The organism is Acinetobacter sp. V91_7 (assembly GCF_031799075.1).
Taxonomy (GTDB): domain Bacteria; phylum Pseudomonadota; class Gammaproteobacteria; order Pseudomonadales; family Moraxellaceae; genus Acinetobacter; species Acinetobacter calcoaceticus.
Genome location: NZ_JAVQNT010000043.1, coordinates 152,087 through 174,164 on the forward strand (window position 1 = coordinate 152,087; position 22,078 = coordinate 174,164).

20 protein-coding genes are annotated in these 22,078 nt (G+C 36.7%); 10 read left to right on the top strand and 10 right to left on the bottom strand.

Going from position 1 to position 22,078, the window contains the following annotated elements:
• Window positions 1-22 precede the first annotated feature (22 nt).
• Window positions 23-454, top strand: a complete 432-nt coding sequence (locus tag RMB03_RS15630; protein ID WP_151766617.1) for a hypothetical protein — start codon at window positions 23-25, stop codon at window positions 452-454.
• Window positions 455-921: 467 nt separating this feature from the next.
• On the opposite strand, the gene RMB03_RS15635 is transcribed toward RMB03_RS15630, so the two are convergent.
• The 3 genes from RMB03_RS15635 to RMB03_RS15650 form a co-directional block, all read right to left on the bottom strand.
• Window positions 922-1,527, bottom strand: a complete 606-nt coding sequence (locus tag RMB03_RS15635) for a hypothetical protein (protein WP_151766616.1) — start codon at window positions 1,525-1,527, stop codon at window positions 922-924.
• A 698-nt stretch (window positions 1,528-2,225) separates the two neighbouring features.
• A complete protein-coding gene (locus tag RMB03_RS15645; RefSeq protein WP_311076854.1) occupies window positions 2,226-2,927 on the bottom strand; it encodes a DsbA family oxidoreductase in 702 nt (233 codons plus the stop codon).
• Window positions 2,928-3,011: 84 nt separating this feature from the next.
• Window positions 3,012-4,121: an alkene reductase gene (locus RMB03_RS15650; protein ID WP_311076855.1), complete on the bottom strand. Its 1,110-nt coding sequence runs from the start codon at window positions 4,119-4,121 to the stop codon at window positions 3,012-3,014.
• Between the two features lie 282 nt (window positions 4,122-4,403).
• On the opposite strand from RMB03_RS15650, the gene RMB03_RS15655 reads away from it, so the two are divergent.
• From RMB03_RS15655 to RMB03_RS15695, 8 genes are all read left to right on the top strand, one after another.
• Window positions 4,404-4,808: a thioredoxin family protein gene (locus tag RMB03_RS15655; protein ID WP_311076856.1), complete on the top strand. Its 405-nt coding sequence runs from the start codon at window positions 4,404-4,406 to the stop codon at window positions 4,806-4,808.
• Between the two features lie 114 nt (window positions 4,809-4,922).
• Window positions 4,923-5,717: an SDR family NAD(P)-dependent oxidoreductase gene (locus RMB03_RS15660; protein WP_068556606.1), complete on the top strand. Its 795-nt coding sequence runs from the start codon at window positions 4,923-4,925 to the stop codon at window positions 5,715-5,717.
• A 27-nt stretch (window positions 5,718-5,744) separates the two neighbouring features.
• On the top strand, window positions 5,745-6,080 hold the full coding sequence (locus RMB03_RS15665) for a carboxymuconolactone decarboxylase family protein (protein ID WP_013197542.1): 336 nt from the start codon (window positions 5,745-5,747) through the stop codon (window positions 6,078-6,080).
• 86 nt (window positions 6,081-6,166) lie between these two features.
• On the top strand, window positions 6,167-6,721 hold the full coding sequence (locus RMB03_RS15670; RefSeq protein ID WP_068556605.1) for an OsmC family protein: 555 nt from the start codon (window positions 6,167-6,169) through the stop codon (window positions 6,719-6,721).
• 96 nt (window positions 6,722-6,817) lie between these two features.
• Window positions 6,818-7,381 carry a TetR/AcrR family transcriptional regulator gene (locus tag RMB03_RS15675; protein WP_133973115.1) on the top strand — a complete coding sequence of 188 codons (564 nt, stop codon included), beginning with the start codon at window positions 6,818-6,820 and terminating at the stop codon, window positions 7,379-7,381.
• A gap of 238 nt (window positions 7,382-7,619) precedes the next feature.
• On the top strand, window positions 7,620-8,834 hold the full coding sequence (locus tag RMB03_RS15680) for an MFS transporter (RefSeq protein WP_311076857.1): 1,215 nt from the start codon (window positions 7,620-7,622) through the stop codon (window positions 8,832-8,834).
• Window positions 8,827-10,179: a glutathione-disulfide reductase gene (gene gorA, locus RMB03_RS15685; protein WP_311076858.1), complete on the top strand. Its 1,353-nt coding sequence runs from the start codon at window positions 8,827-8,829 to the stop codon at window positions 10,177-10,179. The genes RMB03_RS15680 and gorA overlap by 8 nt, the downstream gene beginning before the upstream one ends.
• A gap of 601 nt (window positions 10,180-10,780) precedes the next feature.
• Window positions 10,781-11,827 carry a cytoplasmic protein gene (locus tag RMB03_RS15695; RefSeq protein ID WP_151766611.1) on the top strand — a complete coding sequence of 349 codons (1,047 nt, stop codon included), beginning with the start codon at window positions 10,781-10,783 and terminating at the stop codon, window positions 11,825-11,827.
• 244 nt (window positions 11,828-12,071) lie between these two features.
• On the opposite strand, the gene RMB03_RS15700 is transcribed toward RMB03_RS15695, so the two are convergent.
• The 5 genes from RMB03_RS15700 to RMB03_RS15720 form a co-directional block, all read right to left on the bottom strand.
• Window positions 12,072-12,233, bottom strand: a complete 162-nt coding sequence (locus RMB03_RS15700) for a hypothetical protein (RefSeq protein ID WP_311076859.1) — start codon at window positions 12,231-12,233, stop codon at window positions 12,072-12,074.
• Window positions 12,208-12,357, bottom strand: coding sequence for a hypothetical protein (locus tag RMB03_RS15705; protein WP_311076860.1), 150 nt, complete (start codon window positions 12,355-12,357; stop codon window positions 12,208-12,210). The genes RMB03_RS15700 and RMB03_RS15705 overlap by 26 nt, the downstream gene beginning before the upstream one ends.
• 213 nt (window positions 12,358-12,570) lie before the next feature.
• On the bottom strand, window positions 12,571-13,767 hold the full coding sequence (locus RMB03_RS15710) for an LLM class flavin-dependent oxidoreductase (protein ID WP_311076861.1): 1,197 nt from the start codon (window positions 13,765-13,767) through the stop codon (window positions 12,571-12,573).
• Window positions 13,768-13,789: 22 nt separating this feature from the next.
• The gene (locus tag RMB03_RS15715; protein ID WP_336622899.1) at window positions 13,790-16,120 is read right to left on the bottom strand and encodes a TonB-dependent receptor domain-containing protein; all 2,331 of its coding nucleotides are present in this window, start codon (window positions 16,118-16,120) and stop codon (window positions 13,790-13,792) included.
• A 252-nt stretch (window positions 16,121-16,372) separates the two neighbouring features.
• Window positions 16,373-18,985, bottom strand: coding sequence for a TonB-dependent receptor plug domain-containing protein (locus RMB03_RS15720; RefSeq protein ID WP_311076862.1), 2,613 nt, complete (start codon window positions 18,983-18,985; stop codon window positions 16,373-16,375).
• A gap of 285 nt (window positions 18,986-19,270) precedes the next feature.
• Here RMB03_RS15720 and RMB03_RS15725 point away from each other — a divergent pair, with 285 nt between their 5' ends.
• Window positions 19,271-20,854, top strand: a complete 1,584-nt coding sequence (locus tag RMB03_RS15725; protein ID WP_281833861.1) for an ABC transporter substrate-binding protein — start codon at window positions 19,271-19,273, stop codon at window positions 20,852-20,854.
• 65 nt (window positions 20,855-20,919) lie between these two features.
• On the opposite strand, the gene RMB03_RS15730 is transcribed toward RMB03_RS15725, so the two are convergent.
• Together RMB03_RS15730 and RMB03_RS15735 are read right to left on the bottom strand one after the other, a co-directional pair.
• Window positions 20,920-21,324, bottom strand: a complete 405-nt coding sequence (locus tag RMB03_RS15730) for a biopolymer transporter ExbD (RefSeq protein WP_001018517.1) — start codon at window positions 21,322-21,324, stop codon at window positions 20,920-20,922.
• Complete coding sequence (locus RMB03_RS15735; protein WP_311076863.1) at window positions 21,324-22,058, bottom strand: MotA/TolQ/ExbB proton channel family protein; 735 nt, start codon at window positions 22,056-22,058, stop codon at window positions 21,324-21,326. Before RMB03_RS15735 ends, RMB03_RS15730 begins: the two co-directional genes overlap by 1 nt.
• Window positions 22,059-22,078: the final 20 nt, after the last annotated feature.

Below are 22,078 nucleotides of genomic sequence, written 5' to 3' on the forward strand. Positions count from 1 at the left end.
TAATACAACTGAGAACACTTTTATGAAATTTTATAAAACAGCAATATCTGTTTACCTATCAATTCTTGTTGTTGGATGTGAGTCTATTCCTAACGATGTGCATTCATTAAGAACATCTTTAAATAATGGAATTAGAACACTGAATACGGGTCTCAGCAATAGTTCTTCTAATTTTAATACAAATAAAAAAAATAGCCGAAAAGGTATGCTGACTAATAACCAATGTCAAAATTCAACAGGAAAAACAAAATCTCAAATAGAAATTATAGCAAATGAAAAACTGGCGGATACACGCGCTTATTCATTGAATTCTTTCGCTGTCACCTATAACTTTCAAATTAGTGATCGAGTAAGTAGATATGGAGTAAATTCAGAATCTAAAGCTATTTGTTCACTTACTTTTGAAGGGAACCAATTAAATTCAAAAGTATTGTATTGGAGTATTATTGGTTAAAACTAAAATACTTTTACTCTTTAGACAAGGAAGTCAATTCAGTAATGAAAAATACAGTCGGATGCTCTATATGTGATAAAAAAAACTTATACAATTATGGTTTATTAACAACCCAATCGACAGGAAGTGTTTTACAAAACAATCAAAAATATAAAATTTATCTGTGCGAAGCTTGTTTTTTTAATACATTATCACACTTAAAATCTGAGAAAAGGGTAAAGCATATGTTTGATGAAAACTTCAATTTTATAGACTTAGAAAATCTAGGTTTAAAGTAATTTCAACTTATTCTGAGAAAAATTAGTATTATTTTTTTATCTTTAATTTTAAGACCCATTAAATTCAGAGAAGTTTTATTTCAAAGTTCCTGTTTAAATGATATTTGTATGCCCCTATTTTCTATAAATTATAAAAAATAAGGGTAAATCTTGCTAAGGAGTAATCTTCAAGTTATTTCTTCTCTAAAATTATTTTTCTATTAAGAGGAAAATGATTGGAGAAATTGAAAATAAAAGAAAGCCAATAAATCTTAAACGAAAATCCATTTTAGTAATCAACTCGATAAGTTCTTGTGAAATTAGAAGCCGACTAATGTAAAAGGTAGAGTAGACTAAACCATAAACTAGAAGTATTGAAAAAATAAGTAAAAATAGTATTAAAATGATTTTCCACGTTTCAAAAAATGGTAATAAATCAGGAAAAGCAAAAGTTAACTCACCAATGATTAGACCTAGAGATATCATACCAGAAGTATATGCACCAGCTAAAATTCTATAAGCCCATTCTGGAAAATGTCTGACATTGGGAAATAGAAAAAATAAACCTATTAAAATAAGCCCACCTGTCACGATCATATTCCAAAAATGTGGACCTATCCCTTCAATTACAGCATTTTGCAAATATACATTTGGTAGAAATCCAGTACCTAATTTAGGTAAAGAAGATAAAATGAAAAATGAAGTAACCCAAAATATTGATTTATAATGACTTTTCTTTATTTCAACTTTATCTAATAAAATTATATTTTCAATTCCAGAAAGCTGGTTATTAAGATAATTTTTTAATGTAGACATTTTGACCACCGTTAAGAAGTTGAATACAGGTTTAATCTTGAAATCCAACCTACAGAATGTGGCAAATTTGATTAAATAATTCCATAATTTTTTACTCTTTAAATTTTTTTATCAGTAAGATATATCATTGAAGCTCCTTTCATAAAAAGAATTAAAGCATGGGCATCAAGCCAACAGCAGAACAAATAAAATCCTTTCGTGAAGATAATGTTGTTTTGTTTAAAATTATTTAACTGATCAACAACTTATCGATTGTTATGATGCTTTTAAATGGAATGTTACTAATCCTGGACCACTTAAGTTTAACCGTTTAGGTGGAACCACACTACAAACTCATATTGATAAAGATTTAGCTGAAGATCCAAATTCGTGGGATGTCCTGTCTTGGGGAATGGTGTTATTACTTTCCATGTCATACAACATGGAGTAATTACCTGCTTTGTTCATGAATACCGTTTACCGGTAGAGATCCTAATTAAGATTATAGGTAATCAAATAATTAGTTCTTTGGTGAATACTTATTACAATCCTATTGCTTCTGGAATTGCGAAGATGTTAATGGTTGCTTAATTTACCCTAATATAAGGGGGCTTAAATGCCTCTTATTACTATAGAACATGAAAAAGTTAACCGTATGTTTAAAAATTGATAGGGTGACAAATAAGTTAACCCCCCTATCAATTTATTCAACTACACAATCAAATACTACAACCATTAATGCCACAGCTTTGACCCTCTGTGATCATTAATTCATTCTGCTTTTCTTCCCATACCTGCTCTAATGCACTTAAAAAAGTTTCTATAGGCTGAGCACCACTGATTGAATATTTATTATTTATAATGAAAAGCGGCACTCCACTAGCACCCATCGCATGTGCACTGGCTTCATCTTTTAAAACTTCTTGTTTAAACGAAATATTACTAAAGGCACTGTTAGCTTCTTCACGAGGAACTCCAACTTCATTAGCAAGCTCAACCAACACCTTATGATCAAAAATAGACTTACCTTCAGTTATGCTTGCCTTAAAAAACTTTTCTGTTAATAGTTCACCAACACCCTTCTGTTGTGCCAACTTTACAATGGCATGGGCATCTAAAGTGTCGCCAAAAAGCATACTATTAAAGTTATAGATCAGACCTTCTAGCTCACCTGCACTTTTTACATGGCTCATCATCGCATCAGCGCCACTTTTCCCACCAAATTTTTTATACAATGCATCTTTAAAGGGCTGTGGTGTAAGGCCACTTGCTAGACGGTAACTGTGATATTGGATAGTTACCTGATTCTTATGTTCAAAGGCATCTAAACCTTTCTCAAATCTTTTTTTAGCAATCCAGCACCAAGGGCAAACAAAATCTGACCATATATCTACGGTAATTTGTGAAGGTAGAGTTTTCATAAATATCTCAGTAAATTCATTAGATGTTTAAAAACAAAAAAGTTTTAATGCCTAGTGTCAAAAATTAACTAGGCACCCCATTGTTTATTTGCCGTTATATTCTGGATAATCTGTATAGCCTTTTGCTGGAGATCCACTTACGCCGTAGTATGTTGTGCGATCACTTTCCGCCAAGGGCCAGTTATTCTGCATCCGCTCTACTAAATCGGGATTAGCAATATAAGGGACACCAAACGCAATTAAATCGACCTCACCTTTTTCTAATGCCGCTTCAGCACTTTGTTGATTAAAACCACCAGCTGCGATGATAGTTCCAGAAAAAGTTTCTCTGAATAAAGTTTTAAAATTTTGAGCTTCTAAAGGTGCTGTTTCATAGGTAGGTTGATAGTACAAATGGACATAGGCCAATTTACGTTTGCCAAGAGCTGACGCAATATTTGCCCAAGTATCAACCTCGCCTTCATAAGGTGCCAAGTCATAAATACGACCAAAAGGAGAAAGTCGGACAGCCACTTTGTCATGGCCAATTTCTTGCGAAATAGCATCAATAGTTTCTAGAAGAAAACGTTGGCGATTCTCAACAGTTCCGCCATATTGATCTGTTCGGTTATTTAACTCAGTACTGAGGAACTGGTCAAAGATGAATCCATTTGCAGCCATAATTTCAATTCCATCAAACCCAGCTTCAATTGCTAATTGTGCAGATTTAACAAAATCATGAGTAACACGTTTGATTTCTTCAGTTTCTAAAGCTCGAGGTTTACTTGGCGCAACTGGACCGGGTTCACCCGAATCAGTATATGCAAATACTGTAGTGTTGGTCGCTGGAATAACCCCAGAAGAAACAGGCACTTGATTATCAGGTAAAACTGAAAAATGCGACATTCTTCCCACATGCCAGAGCTGAGCAAAAATACGACCACCTTTTGCATGCACTGCTTCAGTAACCTTTTTCCATCCTTGCATTTGTTCATCATTATATAAACCAGGCGTATATAAATAACCACGCCCTTCTTCAGACACAGGTAAGCCTTCAGTAATGATTAGACCTGCGGAAGCTCGCTGGGAGTAATAAAGCGCAGTAAGTTCATCTGCAACCCCATTGAATGTTCGCGTACGCGTCATGGGTGCCATTACTACGCGATTTTTTAATTGGATATCCACCAAATTATGGGGAGTGAATAATTTATTCATCACAGACCTCTAGAGAGATTTACAGATAATTAAGAAATTTCTTTAACCACACTCATCATTCAGTGAATGACTCAGGCATTGACCTGTTTTAGAAGTACAAAATTTGCACTCCCTCATTCCTATTGCACAAATGATAAGTTGATGCCACTATATCAACCAACTAGTAGGTAGGCAATAGTATTTTTAATTTCTCGCTAAAATTGATTGCGCTTAATAAGTGATTAAATACTATTCACCAAATGAATTCTGAATCTGCAAATACTGAAAAGAGGTAGTTTTATAATGCGTAAATTACATGCTTTAAACGAAGATAGCTTTCATGAAATTGAATGGAAAGAAGGCTTAGCAGTGGTCCGTTTTTATGCTCCTTGGTGCCCACCATGCCACAATAGCGAAAGTTTATTTAATACATTTGTGAAAAGTATTGAATCTAATGTAACTATTGGCACAGTTAATGTTGATCAGGCACCAGTTTTAACAACCCGTTATAATATATGGGGTTTACCATCTGTATTAATGTTCAAAGATGGGCAATTAATCCATCGTATTGTAGGAGTAAAGCCTATCTCCGATTACCAAAAAGCTTTAAAAGAACTCATAAAGTCCGAATCAAAAAATGATGAGCAAAACGAAGAAAAGAGTTCCATTGGTTCTCTTTGCTTAACGAAATCTGAGATTAAAGCTTAATAATTTTCCAAACTATTTTCTGCTAGTGCTTGACATTTAAAATTAGCCTATATAATCTACAAACCAACTAGTAGGTAGTCTACTTTTGATTGGTATTAATGATTAGGTGATCATATGAGTGAGCAACAATTTAAAGGCAAGAAACTTCTCGTCATTGGTGGTACTAGTGGCATTGGTTTAGAAACAGCAAAGAAAGTTGCTGAACAAGGTGGGACTGTAGTAATTGTTGGCAATCGCACAGATAAAGCCGAGACTGCCCGTAAACAATTAGTTGCTATAACAACTGAAGAACAAGTTTTTGCACTGACTGCTGATTTAACAAATTTTGATAGTGTTCAAAAGTTAATTAGCAAATTGGATAGTGAGCATAAAGACATTAACTTATTAGTTAATTCAGCAGGAATTTTTTATCCTAAAAGCTTCCTAGAGCATTCGCTAAATGACTATAACAATTTTCTGGATCTAAACCGCGCATTTTTCTTTATTACCCAACAAGTTGCTTCATCAATGGTTGCGCAGAATAAAGAAGGTTCAATTGTAAATGTTTCTGCTGTTGCAGCTCGCCAAGCTATCGAAACTGTCACCGCATCTGCCTACTCAATGGCAAAAATGGGTTTAGAAGCTATGACCCGTCATGTGGCTGCAGAACTAGCAGAACATGGAATTCGAGTAAATGCTGTTAGTCCCGGCATGGTGGAAACCCGTATTTTTGAAAGATTCATTCCTTCAGATCAATTAGATAATGCACTTCAAGATTTCAATAGTTTCCATCCCTTAGGAAGAAACGGTACCCCAAACGATGTAGCAGAAACTATTGTATTCCTTCTTTCCGAAAAAACATCTTGGGTAACTGGTGCTATTTGGGATGTTGATGGTGGTGTCATGGCATCAAGAAAACTAGGCAAATAATATTTAATAAATGATGAGGTTTCAAAAATGAACGGTGAATGGACTAACAGATTATCTGCATTGGTTAAAAACATTGGTAATTTTGCAAAAGCAAATAAACCCGTTGCCACTGCTTTTCACAACTTAGAAGTTGCAACTCGTGAAAATAAAGTACTCGATGCAAAAACTCACGAGTTGATTGCGTTGGCAGTAGCAGTTACTACGCGTTGTGATGGTTGTATATCAGCTCATGCGGGCGCGGCTAAAAAAGCAGGTGCTACAAAAGAAGAAGTTGCGGCAGCTTTAGGAACTGCTATCGCTTTAAATGCTGGTGCAGCCTATGTTTACTCGGCACGAACTTTAGATGCTTATGACGAAATGTAACTTCGCCAGAGATTACATAGACAAGCTTAGTGATGGGGAAATTATTCTCCATTTACCACAATTTATATCTTAATTGGAGTTCTATAATGAACAATGTAGTAAATGAAATTGATCTAAATGCTTTTCAACAATTTGCAGATAAAGTAAGCCAGAATCCTACTACTTCAAAAGCTCGTTTTAACGTACAAACAAGATGGGCGGGTCAAACACGTTCTGTTTCAACTGTGAAATCTTATGAACTCTTTGGTAAGACTTATGAACGTAACTTCCATATAGCTGCTGATGAACCTCATGAAATTTTAGGAACAGATAGTGCACCTAATCCACAAGAATTATTGATGGCTGCACTTAATGCATGTCTTACAGTTGCTTATGTAGCTATTGCTGCTACTAAAGGTGTCAAGATTAATTCATTAGAAATTGATACTTCTGGAGAGCTTGATCTTAGAGGTTTCTTAGGCTTAGATGAAAAAATTAATCCTGGATATGATGAAGTCCAATACACTGTAGTTATTGATACGGATGGGACACAAGAACAATTGGATGAAATCCATAGTGCTGTTCTAAAAACTTCACCAAATTTCGCCAATTTTTCACGATCAATTCGAATGAAACCGCAATTAGTGATTGCAAACAAATAATATGTGATGGGTGGCATACTTGTTTATCAGATGATTCATCTTTAACAACAATGCTATAGTATGCCGCCAAATCTCTCTAGTCTGGGAACTACAAATATGACCATTGATACTCGCCAAAGTTTAATTAACTCAGCAGAGCTTATGTTGAGATCAAGAGGTTATGCTGCTTTTAGTTATGCTGATTTAGAGAAAATTGTTGGTATTAAAAAAGCCAGTATTCATCATTATTTTCCCAAAAAAGAAGATTTAGGAATTTTAATAGTCGAAACATATATTGAACAGACTATTCAAGATTTTGAAAAAATTGAACGTGATTTTCCTAATGCATTCGGACGTCTTTGTGCCTTTGCTTCCTTATTTAGAAGCTCAATGTCTGAAGGAATGTTACCGTTATGTGGAGCTCTTGCTGCTGAAATGGCTGTTTTACCAGAGAGCATGCAAGAGTTGACCCGTAAATATTTTGAAATCCAATTATCTTGGATAGAAAAAATTATCCATTTAGGAGTAGAAAATGGAGAACTTGCCGAAGGTGATGAAAATCAGAAAGCCTTTCAATTATTAAGTTTAATGGAAGGAAGTAGTTTTGTAAGATGGGCAATGAATAATGGAACAGAACTTGATCCTAAGGTAATAGGAAAAATTGTTGGCGTGCTTTCTTAAGATTGGCTCGGATATTTAAATATTTTTAAACTCAAATATCTAATCTATTTCTAATAAAAGAAAATATAGGAATGCTTTAAATAAAGCATTCCCTTTATATTCGTCCATGTATAGCACCCACTATGACCATCCCAACAAAATTAGTTTAATTTTTATGTCAGGTGAAATATCCATCGGACAACCTCTAATTTTACGGTAGTACTTTAAATAGGTATCTACCTAAATGGGAGTGCCTTACATGGTAGGTTACAACATTCAAAATAATAAAAAAATTTATGGCTTACATGCCACTACTATTATTAGTTTGGCTCAACTATTAGGCACATCCTTGTGGTTTAGTGCAAATAGTGCAGCAATAGATTTAATGCAACAATGGCAGATAACAGTTGCAGATATTGGCTGGATTACCAACGCTGTTCAGGCGGGATTTATCATTGGAACTTTTGTATTTGCTTATACAGAATTAGCAGACCGCTTTAAAGCCAGCCATATTTTTGTTTGTTCAGCACTATTAGGCGCATTTTTTAATTTCTGCTTTGCATGGTTCGCTCATGGACTTATGGATGCCCTTATATATCGTTTTCTCGTGGGATTATGTCTTGCAGGGATCTATCCAATCGGAATGAAACTTATCGTTCTATGGGCACCTCATCAGGCTGGGCGAGCACTAGCAAAATTAGTTGCTATGCTGACATTAGGCACGGCTCTTCCCTATTTTATTAATAGTTTCTCCACTCATTTTGCATGGCAAACAGTCATGATCTGTTCTTCAAGTCTTGCATTGATTGCAGCCTTGTTAATTTACCAGCTAGGAGACCCAACAGTCTCTCCAAAACCACAAAATATAGTGTCATCAGGTGGTACTTTTCAGGTTTTCAAAATCCGAAAATTTCGTGCAGCTGCTATAGGTTATTTTGGTCATATGTGGGAATTATATGCCTTTTGGACGATTATTCCTTTATTTATTGCTAAATCAGGTATTCCAGAAAAATTGGGATACAACAACATTTCGCTCCTTACTTTTTTTGTAATGGCATGTGGAGCAATTGGTTGCTTGGTGGGCGGATATCTTTCTAAATATATAGGTAATAGATATGTTGCTATAGGATCTTTATCTATCTCAGGTTTTAGTTGCTTGGTATTTGCTCTAGGCTGGCGTTTTTTACCTGCGTGGTTCTTATTGGTTTTATTTGCGATCTGGGGAGCATCTGTTATTGCAGACTCACCGCAATTCTCGGCGCTTTCCGCCCAATCATGTCCCTCCGAAAAAGTTGGTGCGGCATTAGCTATTCAAAATTCAATTGGTTTTACACTGACTATCATATCTATTGCATTGACAACCTATGCCTTTGAAATAATTGGCTTGGATTCAGCATGGATATTATTGATTGGCCCCATTCTAGGTGTTGCTGGATTCTACTATTCAGCAAATAAAGGAGTTATCCATGTCTAAACATTACGATTATATTGCAATTGGTGGAGGTAGTGGCGGTATAGCCTCTGTAAATCGAGCAGCCATGTATGGAAAAAAATGTGCATTAATTGAAGCGGGAGATATTGGTGGCACATGCGTTAATGTTGGCTGTGTCCCTAAAAAAGTGATGTGGTACGCTGCTCATATTAGTGATGCAATTCGTCAATATGCGCCATCATATGGTTTTACTACGGAAGTAAAATCATTTGATTGGCAGAAACTCATTAAAAATAGACAGGCATATATCGAAAGAATTCATACCTCTTATAACAATGTCCTCAGTAAAAATAATGTTGATGTCATACACGGGTTTGCAAAATTTATTGATAAAAACACAATTGAAGTAAACGGAGATCTTTTAACAGCTGATCACATTCTCATAGCTACTGGTACAGAAGCGAGTTGGCCTGCAATTGATGGTGCTGAACATGGTATCGACTCAAATGGCTTCTTTGATTTAGAAGTATTACCAAAACGTACCGCTATTGTGGGTTCAGGATATATTGCAGTAGAAATAGCTGGTGTCCTCAAATCATTAGGTTCAGATGTCCAGCTTTTTATTCGACGCGAAAAACTCCTACGTAATCTAGATCAGTTCTTAGGAGAAGCATTATTAGAAATTATGCAGAGTGAGAATATTAAAATTCATAAAAATGCTGAAATCAGTAAAGTAACAAAATTAGAAGACGGTTCTATCATGTTGCATTTAAAAGATGGAACTCAACAAGTTGTAGATTGTCTTATTTGGGCTGTTGGAAGGAAACCCAATACCAAAGCTCTCCAACTTGAATTAACAAATGTAAAATTGGATGAACAAGGGTTTATCAAAGTTGATAAGTTCCAAAATACAACACGCGCTGGTATTTATGCAGTTGGAGATATTACTGGAAAGGTTGAATTAACACCTGTTGCAGTTGCTGCCGGACGTAGGCTCTCAGAGCGATTATTTAATAACAAGCCTGATGAATACTTAGATTATAACAATATCCCCACTGTAGTATTTAGTCACCCGCCTATTGGAACAGTTGGATTAACCGAAGAACAGGCGATTGAAGAATTTGGCAAAGATATGGTTAAAGTATACAAATCTTCATTTACAGCAATGTATGGCGCCGTGGCACAACATAAACAACTCACTAAAATGAAGCTTATATGTGTTGGTGTTGAGGAAAAAATTGTTGGTATCCATGGGATTGGTTTGAATATGGATGAAATTCTACAAGGCTTTGCAGTCGCTCTAAAGATGGGGGCAACTAAAAAGGACTTTGATAATACCGTTGCTATTCATCCTACATCATCTGAAGAATTCGTGACGATGCGTTAGTTACTTTTTTAAATGAATAAGTAAATGGTTTCATAACTATTTGAAAAAGTAGAGCCTAATTATTTATTTAATAAAAAAGTTCTCAAATTGAGAGCTTTTTTATTGCCTTTACACTAATTGAAACATAAAGCAGGTAAGAATATGGTCAATATTTTTAACTGAGCACTAGCATATTGAATACATTAAAAATTCAAGATTGGGTGTTTTGTGAGCGAAATTACCCAATCCATTATTCAGTTAAAACCATACTTCCAAGGGGGTATTTGATCTGATGTCATGTCTATTAAATTGGTTGTATTCTCCTCTTGTATGCTGATTTATTATGCGCTTGAGAAGATTTCAGTAGGTTTCGCTAGTCCTTCGCAATTATAAATAACTATAATAGAGTTCTATCTACTTCTTAAGAAGAAAAAAATAGGGTTTTTGTTCTATATCTTTTTTTGTATAACTATACCTCCTTCTATAACAATGCCATTGATAATGGGTTGACTCACGTTAGAGTTACTACAAATGATAAAAAGTAGCAATTCTACAAAACATACTACAAACAATAGTAAGTTTAAATTATTAAGAAAGTAGACATCAACTTGAGGAAAAAATAATGACCGATAAGTATTACGTTTATGTGCATGAAACGTTATCAGGTGACGTATTTTATGTTGGTAAGGGATCTGATGATAGAGCTTGGCGAAAAGGTAGAGATTTGAATTGGAATCTATATGTTGATAAATATTTAAATAATCAATACAACATCCGAATTGTACTCGATCAATTAACAGAAGCTCAGGCGCTGAATGAGGAAGAAAAACTGCTTTCAAAATATGGAGATCAGTTAGTAAATCGTCAAAATATGAATCGAAGCTTAAATATGAAGGCTTTAAATATTCGAAATGAAATTGAGGTTAAACTAAATAAAGCTGAGTTGGATGCTGAGCTAGCCAATGATGTAAATGAAAAAGCTAATTTATTTATAGAAGCATTGAAGTATCACAAATTATTTACCAACATTATTATTGAAAATGGATTATTGGGTGAGTTACTTGCCCTACGCCCTCTGGGTAATATTCAACTACTTGATAAAACAGTAAGAGCATTAGTTGCTGCTAATAGAAAAGAACAAGCGCAAATAATTTTTGACCAATATTTGAAGGACTATCCACATGAAAAAGAATTCACAAAGGTTCCATTAATTACTAAAGTTATTGAACGAGGGAAAGTAAAGTTAACAGAACAGGAGGATTTTATTCCACCTGAACCACTGCCTGTAGGATGGCAATACGCCAAAGAGCGAAATGAGCAAGTATTACGTCTAGATCATAAGATGTATGAACAGACCAAATTAGAGAGTTATGACTTAAATGTGCTTAAAAGTCTAATAGAGCAGGATTTATCTGCTGCAATGGATTACGTGAAAAAATGGATTGTTCAAGATGAAAGAGTTAAACGTAAAGATCCTTTAGATAATGCATTATGGCTGTATTGTGAAGCGCGAAAGATTGCCAATAAGCAAAAAAATCTATTGGAGGAATGTTTATTTCAACAACGATTTACTAATTTGTTAAAAGGCCGTAGTAAACATTATGAAAAAAATCTAATAACACTAAGAAAACTTGCTGCAAGACTTTCCAAGCAAAATACGCCGAAATAAAAATTTTGTTTCCTAGACATATCATACTTTTAAAAATATTAGTTGTCCTTGAATCAAACGTAGACTCTAAAAAATTTCATAATCAATAGTTTGCTTAAATTTTTTACTTCTTAACTTACTGCTCATTAAGGTAACAAGTTGAGTTAAAAAAAAATTAACTCAACTTGTTACCTAATTACTTAAGTTATTGAATTTTATAAGACCAAAAAGGAACAAGTTGAGTTAAACATACGCAAGCTTTTAGCTACATGTCTTCTTGCTGTTGCCTTACCATCACAGTTGTACGATAAAAAATATTGCTGCCTATTGATGACAACATCACTGGAATAAAGATTTCTTTATTCAAATAATCAACTAAATGATGATGATCTTCATCAAGTTTAACTGCCTGTGAACATGGCACCATTTTGCTCAAGCCCACGATCGAATTTCTCTGATTGCAAAATTAGATGAATATGCTGTGCCTTTATCTCTAGCACGTGCATCTCTTTGAGTAATTTGTCTTTAAAGATATTATGTACGTTTGTCATGATAAATAGCCCTTATCCGATGCTTATCACGCTGAATTTTCAGGTTCAGAATGAAGATTCTTTAGAATAAATTCGGGTTAATTAAACATATAAGCTATTGATAATAATGGTTTTAAATGTTTGAAATTGCTTGACAAAATGAAACTTATACATAGATAAAAATTAAAAAGCCTGACTAACCTACTAATCAGGCATATTTACAACGATCACTTGTTAAAGCGCAATATCAAACTCTGGTGTAGCTACTGTAGGCTGTAATCGAGCACGTTGCTTTTTAAAGTATGGAAGCACGTGCTCACCAAGTCGATATGATTCTTCAAGATGTGGATAGCCTGCAAGAAAGAATAACTCTATGCCAATGCTATTATATTCTTGAATACGCTCAATAATCTGTTGGTAGCTTCCCACTAAAGCAACACCTGGTGGAACACCAATATAGCCAAAGCCAGACCAGACATTTGGATGTATAAAGAAGTCACTGACATTTTTACTACCATCTTTTTCGGCGTACTCTTTTTCGAAGCTTAATACTCGTGCTGAACGTAAACCCGCATGGGCTGCTGCTGCATGTAAGCGTTGCTTTTCAGCTGCTTCATCAAGAAAACGCTGAGCCTCTGCTAATGCTTCTTGTTCAGTACGGCGTGCGATGGTATCTATTGATAAACCAAATTTTATATTTTCACGACCATACTTTTTTGCACGCAAACGCACATCGGCAATCAATGCCGCGATTTCTTCAGGTTTTTCAGCTCTCATTAAATAATAGTCGGCATGTTTCGCTCCAAATTCACGAGCAGCTTCCGAAGAACCTGCGGTGCAAATAATAGGAAGGCTCGCTTTATTCAGTGGATATTTTAATCCGCCACCTTCTGCCGAATAGTACTTTCCTTGATAGTGAAATGAAGGATTATTCCAATATCCTTTTACAACATCTAGAAACTCTGTAGCACGTGCATAACGTTCGTCATGTGGTAAGTCATCGCCTACTTGACGTTGAATCACTTCCGAACCGCCATTAATAATATTCCAAACCAGTCGATTGCCAGTTGCACGCTGATAAGTTGCCGTAGTTTGTACAGCATTATATGGACTAAAATGATAAGGCTGGAATGCCGTCACAAAGTTAAGTTTTTTGGTTTCTCGAGCAAGTAACGAACATACAGTCCAAGGCTCTTCACCCGTTGGAGCATTCACCATGAGTGCGCCGGCAAACCCATTAATTTCTGCAGCCCGTGCAATCTGACTTAGATAATCAATATAGGTAAAATCATCACCTACGTTATAGTTAGAAACCGCTCCGGTATTTTCAACATTTTCAATATTGGCCCAATCACCGCGATTACGTGGATCACCGGGTAAAAATTCTGTTTCGCCATGAAGCGGCAAACGTGTAAAAAATTCAATTCCCATTATTTTCTCCGTAAAGCAAAGCTTAGAATTTTGCAGTGAGAGAAACACCAACTTGACGTGGGTTTCCATAGGTTAAGACATATTGCCCAGCAGGACCATTCGGTCGCCCATGAACTTGATATTCTTCATCTAACAGGTTTTTAACGTAAGCATTAACTTGGTATTTATTATTTGCGCTGATATACCCAACGTTAGCGTTCCATAAGGTATAAGCTTTTTGACTTAAGATTGGGTCAACAGAATAATCTTGACGGTTCACTAAGAAGAATTCACGGTCACGATATTTTACATCTGTGCCCACAATAACTCGTGCTCCACTATCAAGGTTAAAGGTATATTCACCCCCTAAACCGATGGTGTACTTAGGAGAACGAACCAAGCTGTTACCTGTATTGTCAGCATTTACTACATTGGTTACTGGGTTTTTATCAACGAAGTCGGTGTATTCACTGTCTAAATAAGCGCCTGCAAAACGTAGGCGTAAATTATCGGTCGCTAAATAGTCTAATTCTAATTCTGCACCTTTTACTTCTGCCTTAGGTCCATTTGCCAGAACCGAGGTTACCCCTCCACCCTGTCCTTCGGTCGCAACCAATAGATTTGTTTGAATATCTTTGTAGTCGTAATAGAAAATATTAGCATTGGCCGTTAAATTGCCTTGTAACAAGCTAGACTTCAACCCTAGCTCATAGCTGTTTAGATATTCAGGGTTAACATCTGCAAGTTGAGTCAGACTACTTGACAGACCGGTGTTGAAACCTCCTGAGCGAAAACCTCGAGCAAAACGGAAGTATGTATTGATGTCAGGAGTGATTTCATATTCTGGCGTAATATCGTAGGTCAGCTCATTCCATCTTTTTTTACGACTTGTTGAACCATTTGCATTCGGCGCTGGGTTATAGACCGCGTTACTGTATCCATCCTTTTGCCACCAACTGCCTTTGGTGTAATCGCCCGTAGTAATTTGAACAAGGTCTAGATCAATGTCTTTTTCTTCACTTGTCCAACGTAAACCACCTGTTACTTTAAATTTATCGGTAAATTTATAGGTACTGTTACCAAACAAGGCAAAACTTTGTGTGGTCTGATTATAGGTAATATCCCTAAAAGCTGGTGTTCCCGCCGTTTGAGCTGGAACGCCATTCGGTAATGTTTTGTTTACTCGTGCGCTTACCCCTGTTGAATCCAAATCTTCATTAAAGTAGTGAAAACCTGCGATCCAACTGAGTCTTTTTTCAGCATCAGAAGAAATTCGAAACTCTTGACTATATTGACGCCACTCATTATCGCTATAGCTTCTTGCTACATCGTAAGGCGTATAGTCACCATCAGAAATAGATTTTTGAGTGGTTTTATCAAATGCTGTAATGGATGTAAAAGTATGACCGCCGCCTAAATCTCCTGTTAAGGTGAGTGAAGCGCCATCATGTTGAATTTTATTACTTTCAGGTAAGTCTAAATTTGTATCTCGGCCTTCTGGTCTTTCATAAACACCCCAGTATTTTCCAATACTTAAAGAGCCATTATTACCAAGACCATTATAAGTTTGGCTATGTAGATTGACTAAAGCATTCCAATCATCATTAATTTTTCCTAGTATCTGGAAGCGGAATGATTTTTTATCAACATCTCCGTAGTCTTCTCCACTGGCTAAATTCTTTGCATAACCATCACGGTCTTCTGAATAGAATGCTCCTCGTACTGCAACGTTATCCGATATAGCCCCATTCACGGCGCCTTCAAAAGTACGAAGATTATGGTCGCCTATTCCTATAGTTCCATAACCAGTCGGTTTGTCTGAAAATACGGGTTTCCGTGAAATGTAATTTACTGCACCAGCCGTGGTATTTTTACCGTAAAGCGTACCTTGTGGACCGCGGAGAACCTCAATACGTTCTAAATCGAATAAATCTCCAGCACCAGCAACAGGCGCATTTAGATAAACCCCATCTGCATAAATACCGACTGGGAAAACTGTAGAGGCTGCAACATCGCCAGTTCCCAGACCGCGAATATACCAGCGTGGACGGCTATCGCCATCTGGGTTTTCAGCTGCTGCATTTGGTGTATAAGTTAAAACATCACCAATAAATGTTGAGCCTTTCGCTGCCAAATCTTTGCCCGAAACTGCTGTAATTGCAGTCGGAACTTTTTGAATGTTTTGTGCACGATATTGTGCAGTAACGATGACATCGCCTAGTTTTTTTACATCTTTAGCATTTACCACTTGAGCTTGTTGCTCAGCAGGAATTGCATCAGTATCATCGTTCGCTAAAGCTAAGGTCGAAACACTCGCCGTTACTCCCCACATAGCAGTTAAAATACTCTGCCTAATTTTTGTAACCTTAAACATGGTGACTCCATTTAAATAAATCTATTCTTATATTGGCAACTTCTATGCCATTTAATTTATTTAAATAATTTCAAATACTTAATAAAAATTTAAAAATAAAAATGATTCAATGCTGCTGATAGATAGACAGTCTGAAAGGTATTATTGTTGTTATTTCAACATTCACGATTTAACGTGTTTTATATCCCGTATTAATAATAAAGCCATACAGACGTATGGCTTTTTAAGATTCTTGGAAATGATTGATTGGTTTTAAAATTTATAACTAAATTGACCCTGTACAGTCAGAGGACGCATGGGTTGTAAAAACTCGCTATTCGCGCCTGCCAAACCATTCACAAAATTTCGTTCATTGGTTAAGTTAAGAATGTTGAGGCCCACCGTCCATTGTGGCTGACGATAGTAAAGACCTAAGTCCAGATTATAGTTATTCGGTACTTTCACGGTTTGACTTAGGTTCGTGTACCAGTAGCTTGTCCACCATCCTGATAGGTTGGCCCCAAAACCAGACTGATGTTGGTAATCTACATAAGCACTTGCAGAGTACTTGGGAATTCCAGCTGCATCATAACGTCCAGCTTTACGTTGGTTTAAAGCATTATTGTCTCCCCAAACCGTAGCATTGTCCGCATGAAAGCCAAATGGTGAAAAACCAGCAGGTATAATAGAGCTGTATTCAGCATCTAAATAAGTGAAATTGCCCCCAATCGCTATATTTTTTTGGAGTTGCCATCTTAATGATGACTCAATACCTTTTACTTCAAAGCGAGCCATATTACCGTTCGTATCAGGTGATAAATCTCGTTTTTGTTCAAACCCACTTAGGGTTAAAAATAACTGGTCAGTGATAGGTTCATATTTAAATCCTACTTCTTTTAGCTCACTTTGACTGTCAAAAGCTAAAGGATTGAGTTGATTTCCTGCGCCCCAAATCAAGAAAGGTCCAAATACTCCTGTATTTAATGCAGTGCTTTTATCATAGGTAAAATAGAGTGTGCTTTTCGCCGTAGGCTTAATGAACGTACTTAGTTGATAGCTTAATAGACTATATTTATCACTCGAAGAACGGACATCTGTTGGGGTTAAAACGAGTGGATTTTCAAGTTTTGCTCTTACAGAACTATGGTTAATACCTAAATTAATACCGAATACATCGTTAAAGGTAAAGTTTTGTTGAGTGAATACACTCAACGTATCCCAAAAACCAGATCCGGTATAGACAGCTCCTCCTCCATTTGGTGGGAAGCCACCTTTTTCTGCATATAAACCATTTCCAATTGGGTACATGCGCGGTAAATTTAAATATCCAAAATATTGAGAATATTGAGGTACCCCTGCTTGCCCAATCCAACCTCCTGTTGAACCGCTATTGTTGATTAACCCCAGTAAGTCTCCAGGGTTCTTCTGCAATGGATCATTGGTTAAATCATAAGGATTGATATTAAAACTATTATTTGCTGCTAAGGACGTAAACTTTTCATGACGATATGTTCCCCCTGTACTGCTTTTATTATTAATTTTTACGCCACCTATTTCAAAATCATAGTCGCCTAAAAATTCTAGTCGGTTATCAATTAACTCATGATCTAAATCTGTAAAGAAGCTTCCAACAGAGTCGCCTAAATCTTTGTTATTTTGATAGAGCGTACTGTTTGCAATAGACCAATGGTCATTTAAATCTTTAATGAGTTTTAATTGAGTGCTAAATCGCTTGGCACTATTTTTATCTTCACTACGTCCAGAAACATGATCATCTAGCTTGACCAATTCATTACCGGGGATTGATGGATCATACACCCAACCTTTAATAGTTCCTGCTTGATCGGCAGTTGAGTTCGGTAACGGCGTAGTCTGAACTCCACCAACAGCCACATATTGGTTTTTATCGCTCTTCTGACGAGTTTGCCAACCAATGACTTTAGAGTTTGGTGCACCAGATTCAAATACAGGAGACCAAAAAGTCGAACCATTTTGAATAATAGGCGTAGCTCTACCTTTGTAATAAAGGCCATTATCAACCGATTGTTGCGATGCTCTATTCCAGCCATGTGTCACATTAAAATCGTAATAATCATCGTAACTGATATTCCAATCTACCCTTAAACGATCATTTGGACGCCAAGCAAGCGCCCCATAAAATGCATTAAAGTTATTTTTCACATTGTCATAATAGTCATCTGTTTTTTGTGCTGTTGCGCTCACGCGAAATGCTAATTCTTTTGAAATAGGGGCTGTATGATCAATACTGACAGAGAAATTAGGCTCTGCGCCTTTACCTGAGTAAATGGAACCTACAGTCCCAGAGATATTGGTCTCGGCTTTATTAAAATTAGGCTTTTTGGTCAGATAGTTAATATATCCGCCAGAACCTGAAGTCGGCGCAAAAATTACACCTGTTGGCCCTGCTACAATATCGGCTCCTTCATAAGCATTGAGATTGGTTGGATGGCGAGTACTGTAAATGCGTTGGCTATCCTGAAAAACTTCCGAGTTCTGTCCACGAATTTGTGGAGCAAAGTTAGCATTTTGTCCCCCGCCTCGCGTAATGCTAGGCGCATATTTGACGAGATCATCCGCACTGCGAATAACATCTTCTCTAAATTGTTGTTCTGATACTTGGGATACTACACGTGGGGTATCCAATACAGAGCTATCCGTTCCATAAATTGAGGTAACTTTGCGTTTGGGAACAACGGTAGTTTTCTTGGTTGCTCCAGTAACGACTACATCTGACAAAGTAATTACATCACTTTCAGAATCACCTGCTTGTTGTGGCGTTTCTTCGGCAAAAACATATAACGGTAAAGTCGCCCCTAATACGCTAAGCGCAATAACTAAAGGTTTTAATTGAAAAGGCTGTCTCATATCACACTCAGTAAAGTAAATTTACAATGCGTTACGCAAACCCTATGCCAACCATTAAACGGCTAAATAATTAATACTAACCATTTGATTTATTTATTTTTAATTTCTCATTGTTTACTTATCAATTCTATTCATGTTTATTTTTTCAACAAAGCTGCTGAAATAGAGACACTTACCGAAAATAAGATTTATATAAGTTAATGATAAATATCGTAAAATTATATAAAAAACTTGGCATTTATTCTGCAATACCTTAGAAGATGAAGATCTAATCAGGTATTTATAATGACAAATCAAACATTTCAGTTATCACGTAGAAAATTTTTAACACAAAGTCTTACGGCGCTAGGTGGCGTCTCTTTGATGGGCAGTTTATCAGGTTGTAGCCCCTCTCCAGATAATAGTACCGAATCAAACAGTACTTCTTCAGCAACGCCTAAGCATGGAGGAGTTATACGCTTGGGTCTAATTGGAGGACAACAATCAGGCAGTCTAGATCCTCATCTTTCAGCATCGGGAAGTGGTATTACACGAGGTTTCGCTATTTATAATAAGTTATGGGAATGGGATGAAAATATGCTGCCCCGACTTGCTTTAGCCGAGTTTGCAGAACCTAATCATAATGCAAGTGAATGGACCATCCGGTTACGCAAAGGGTTAGAATTTCATCACGGTAAAACCATTACTGCTGATGATGTGATCTTTTCAGTAAAACGTCTAACAGATCCTAAACTCGCTTCACCATTTCGCAATCTGGTGCAGTGGATTGACCGAGATCGTATTCAAAAACTAGATGAATACACTGTTCGTATTCCTTTTATTAGTACGATTCCCGGCTTTGTTGCATTGCCCGAAACTTGGGTAAACTTTGGAGGAATTGTACCGACTGACTTTGACCCTATTCATAATCCAGTCGGAGCTGGTCCATATAAAGTCAAAGAGTTTATTCCGGGGCAACGTTCTGTTTTTACCCGTTTTAATAACTACTTTAAAGCAGACAAACCTTATGCAGATAGTTTTGAAGTGATTGATTTTAAAGATCAGGTCTCTCGATTAAATGCTTTATTGGCTGGGCAAATTGATGTCGCAAATGCGATTTCACCTGAATATATTAAAATTTTGGAGCAAGCAAAACACATTCAAACCATACGCTCTGCGACCAATACACATAATAGTTTTGACTTTAACACTCAACAAGCGCCGTTTAATGACCCTAGAGTGCGTCAGGCATTTCGTTTGATTGCAAACCGAGAGGAGTTGGTACAACGAGGCTTAAATGGGCAAGGTCGAATCGCCAATGATCTTTATTCGCCGCAAGACCCTGCCTTTCTCAATTTGCCGCAGCGCCAACAAAATATTGCCGAGGCAAAAAATCTATTAGCGCAAGCAGGTTTTAAAGAGGGTTTGAGTGTAGAGCTTGTTACCCCAGTGAGTAGTGCTCAACCTGCATTAATTTTTGCCGAGCAAGCAAAACAAGCCAATGTGAATATTCGAGTTAAACAAGTGGATTTTGCAACATTTAATGGCCCTGACCGCAGTAAGTGGCAGTTATCGAGTAATGCGACCAATGTCGGCACACCCTATTTATCGACTGCCGTTGTTAACGATGCCCCAATTTCCACGACCAATCGTGTGAACTTTAAAGACCCTGAATATAGTGAGTTATTTTTTAAAGCACTAGCTGAGCCTGATTTAGCCAAACGCAAAATCCATTTAGCACAAGCACAAAAAATTCAACATGAACGTGGTGGCATGCTCATTTGGGGGTTTAGCCATACCATTGATGCGGCAGCTAAAGATATTGGCGGTTTAGCTCCTGAACATACGATTTTTCCGACATGGCGCTTTGAAAAACTCTGGAAAGCTTAAAATACTCATCTGTAAACTCACAATACAAAAAAGCTGCCGAAGCAGCTTTTTTTATGGGGTAATAATTACTTAGGTACTGTAATCACAGAGAGTTTATCTACCCCTACGCGTTCAATACTTGCCAATAATTTTGCGACTGTCCCATAAGGTACTGTCTCATCAGCATTCAAGTTTAAAGCTAATTTAGGGTTACTGCTTTTGCGTGACTTTATTTCTTGTTCAAAGTTAGCAAGTGTCACCTTATCTTTATCAAGGAATATTTCACCTTGTGGATTTACACTAATGACCACAGCTTTGTTCTGGTCTGTAGATTGAGTCGGAGCTGCCTTGGGTAAATTTACTTTGACAGTATTTGTTAACAAAGGAGCTGTCACAATGAACACGATGAGTAAAACCAACATGACATCGACCAGCGGCGTAATATTAATTTCACTGACGACATCGTCTTCTTGAGAGGTAGAAATTGCCATTATGCAAACACTCCTTTCTCTTTCACTTCTTTAACAGAATTATCCTTAAGGGTCGTATTTCCAGTCGTACCTTTTTTAGCAGTTGGTAGTTGGAATCCTGCCTTTTGATTTAAGCTTACAAAGTCAGTTGCAAAATCATCAAGATCTGCGCCAATTGTTTTTACTTTACGCACAAAGTAGTTATAGGCAAGTACCGCAGGTACAGCAACCGCAATACCAATACCCGTTGCAACCAGCGCTTCTCCAATTGGTCCAGCCACGACATCCATGCTTGCATTACCTGAATGAGCAATCGCTTGTAATGCATGAATAATCCCAAATACTGTACCGAACAGACCAATAAATGGTGCGTTATTTCCAATAGAAGCCAGTAAAGCCGAGCCTTTTTCTAACTGACGGCGTTCAGTTAGAACTTGTTTACTTAAATGGCGTTCTAATAAGTCCTGACGGCTCCAACTGTTTTGTAAGTCTTGATGTGTCTTTTCATCTGCTTCAATTAAAGTCTGAAAACCAGTGTTAGCCACTCGTGCTGCTGGGCCTTCACCAAGTTCAGACTTAGTTACTGCATCTGATAAATTTTTTGCTTTCCAAAACTCTTCTACAAAAAGCTTACTTTGTTTTGTCGCTCGTTGGGTCTGGATCACTTTAACCACAATCAACACCCAAGTCACAATTGAGAAAGCAACTAATAACCAGATCGTGCCGTCATGGATCAATGAATTAATATCTGACATGAAAATATCCTCTTAATTTA

What these genes read in the sequence shown, in the direction of transcription:
- RMB03_RS15655 (WP_311076856.1), top strand. Translation starts at nt 4,404, where the DNA reads ATGCGTAAATTACATGCTTTAAACGAAGATAGCTTTCATGAAATTGAA.
- RMB03_RS15635 (WP_151766616.1), bottom strand. Translation starts at nt 1,527, where the DNA reads ATGTCTACATTAAAAAATTATCTTAATAACCAGCTTTCTGGAATTGAA.
- RMB03_RS15710 (WP_311076861.1), bottom strand. Translation starts at nt 13,767, where the DNA reads ATGGGAATTGAATTTTTTACACGTTTGCCGCTTCATGGCGAAACAGAA.
- RMB03_RS15630 (WP_151766617.1), top strand. Translation starts at nt 23, where the DNA reads ATGAAATTTTATAAAACAGCAATATCTGTTTACCTATCAATTCTTGTT.
- RMB03_RS15680 (WP_311076857.1), top strand. Translation starts at nt 7,620, where the DNA reads ATGGTAGGTTACAACATTCAAAATAATAAAAAAATTTATGGCTTACAT.
- RMB03_RS15670 (WP_068556605.1), top strand. Translation starts at nt 6,167, where the DNA reads ATGAACAATGTAGTAAATGAAATTGATCTAAATGCTTTTCAACAATTT.
- gorA (WP_311076858.1), top strand. Translation starts at nt 8,827, where the DNA reads ATGTCTAAACATTACGATTATATTGCAATTGGTGGAGGTAGTGGCGGT.
- RMB03_RS15645 (WP_311076854.1), bottom strand. Translation starts at nt 2,927, where the DNA reads ATGAAAACTCTACCTTCACAAATTACCGTAGATATATGGTCAGATTTT.
- RMB03_RS15650 (WP_311076855.1), bottom strand. Translation starts at nt 4,121, where the DNA reads ATGAATAAATTATTCACTCCCCATAATTTGGTGGATATCCAATTAAAA.
- RMB03_RS15735 (WP_311076863.1), bottom strand. Translation starts at nt 22,058, where the DNA reads ATGTCAGATATTAATTCATTGATCCATGACGGCACGATCTGGTTATTA.
- RMB03_RS15675 (WP_133973115.1), top strand. Translation starts at nt 6,818, where the DNA reads ATGACCATTGATACTCGCCAAAGTTTAATTAACTCAGCAGAGCTTATG.
- RMB03_RS15715 (WP_336622899.1), bottom strand. Translation starts at nt 16,120, where the DNA reads ATGTTTAAGGTTACAAAAATTAGGCAGAGTATTTTAACTGCTATGTGG.
- RMB03_RS15730 (WP_001018517.1), bottom strand. Translation starts at nt 21,324, where the DNA reads ATGGCAATTTCTACCTCTCAAGAAGACGATGTCGTCAGTGAAATTAAT.
- RMB03_RS15705 (WP_311076860.1), bottom strand. Translation starts at nt 12,357, where the DNA reads ATGACAAACGTACATAATATCTTTAAAGACAAATTACTCAAAGAGATG.
- RMB03_RS15660 (WP_068556606.1), top strand. Translation starts at nt 4,923, where the DNA reads ATGAGTGAGCAACAATTTAAAGGCAAGAAACTTCTCGTCATTGGTGGT.
- RMB03_RS15695 (WP_151766611.1), top strand. Translation starts at nt 10,781, where the DNA reads ATGACCGATAAGTATTACGTTTATGTGCATGAAACGTTATCAGGTGAC.
- RMB03_RS15700 (WP_311076859.1), bottom strand. Translation starts at nt 12,233, where the DNA reads ATGGTGCCATGTTCACAGGCAGTTAAACTTGATGAAGATCATCATCAT.
- RMB03_RS15665 (WP_013197542.1), top strand. Translation starts at nt 5,745, where the DNA reads ATGAACGGTGAATGGACTAACAGATTATCTGCATTGGTTAAAAACATT.
- RMB03_RS15725 (WP_281833861.1), top strand. Translation starts at nt 19,271, where the DNA reads ATGACAAATCAAACATTTCAGTTATCACGTAGAAAATTTTTAACACAA.
- RMB03_RS15720 (WP_311076862.1), bottom strand. Translation starts at nt 18,985, where the DNA reads ATGAGACAGCCTTTTCAATTAAAACCTTTAGTTATTGCGCTTAGCGTA.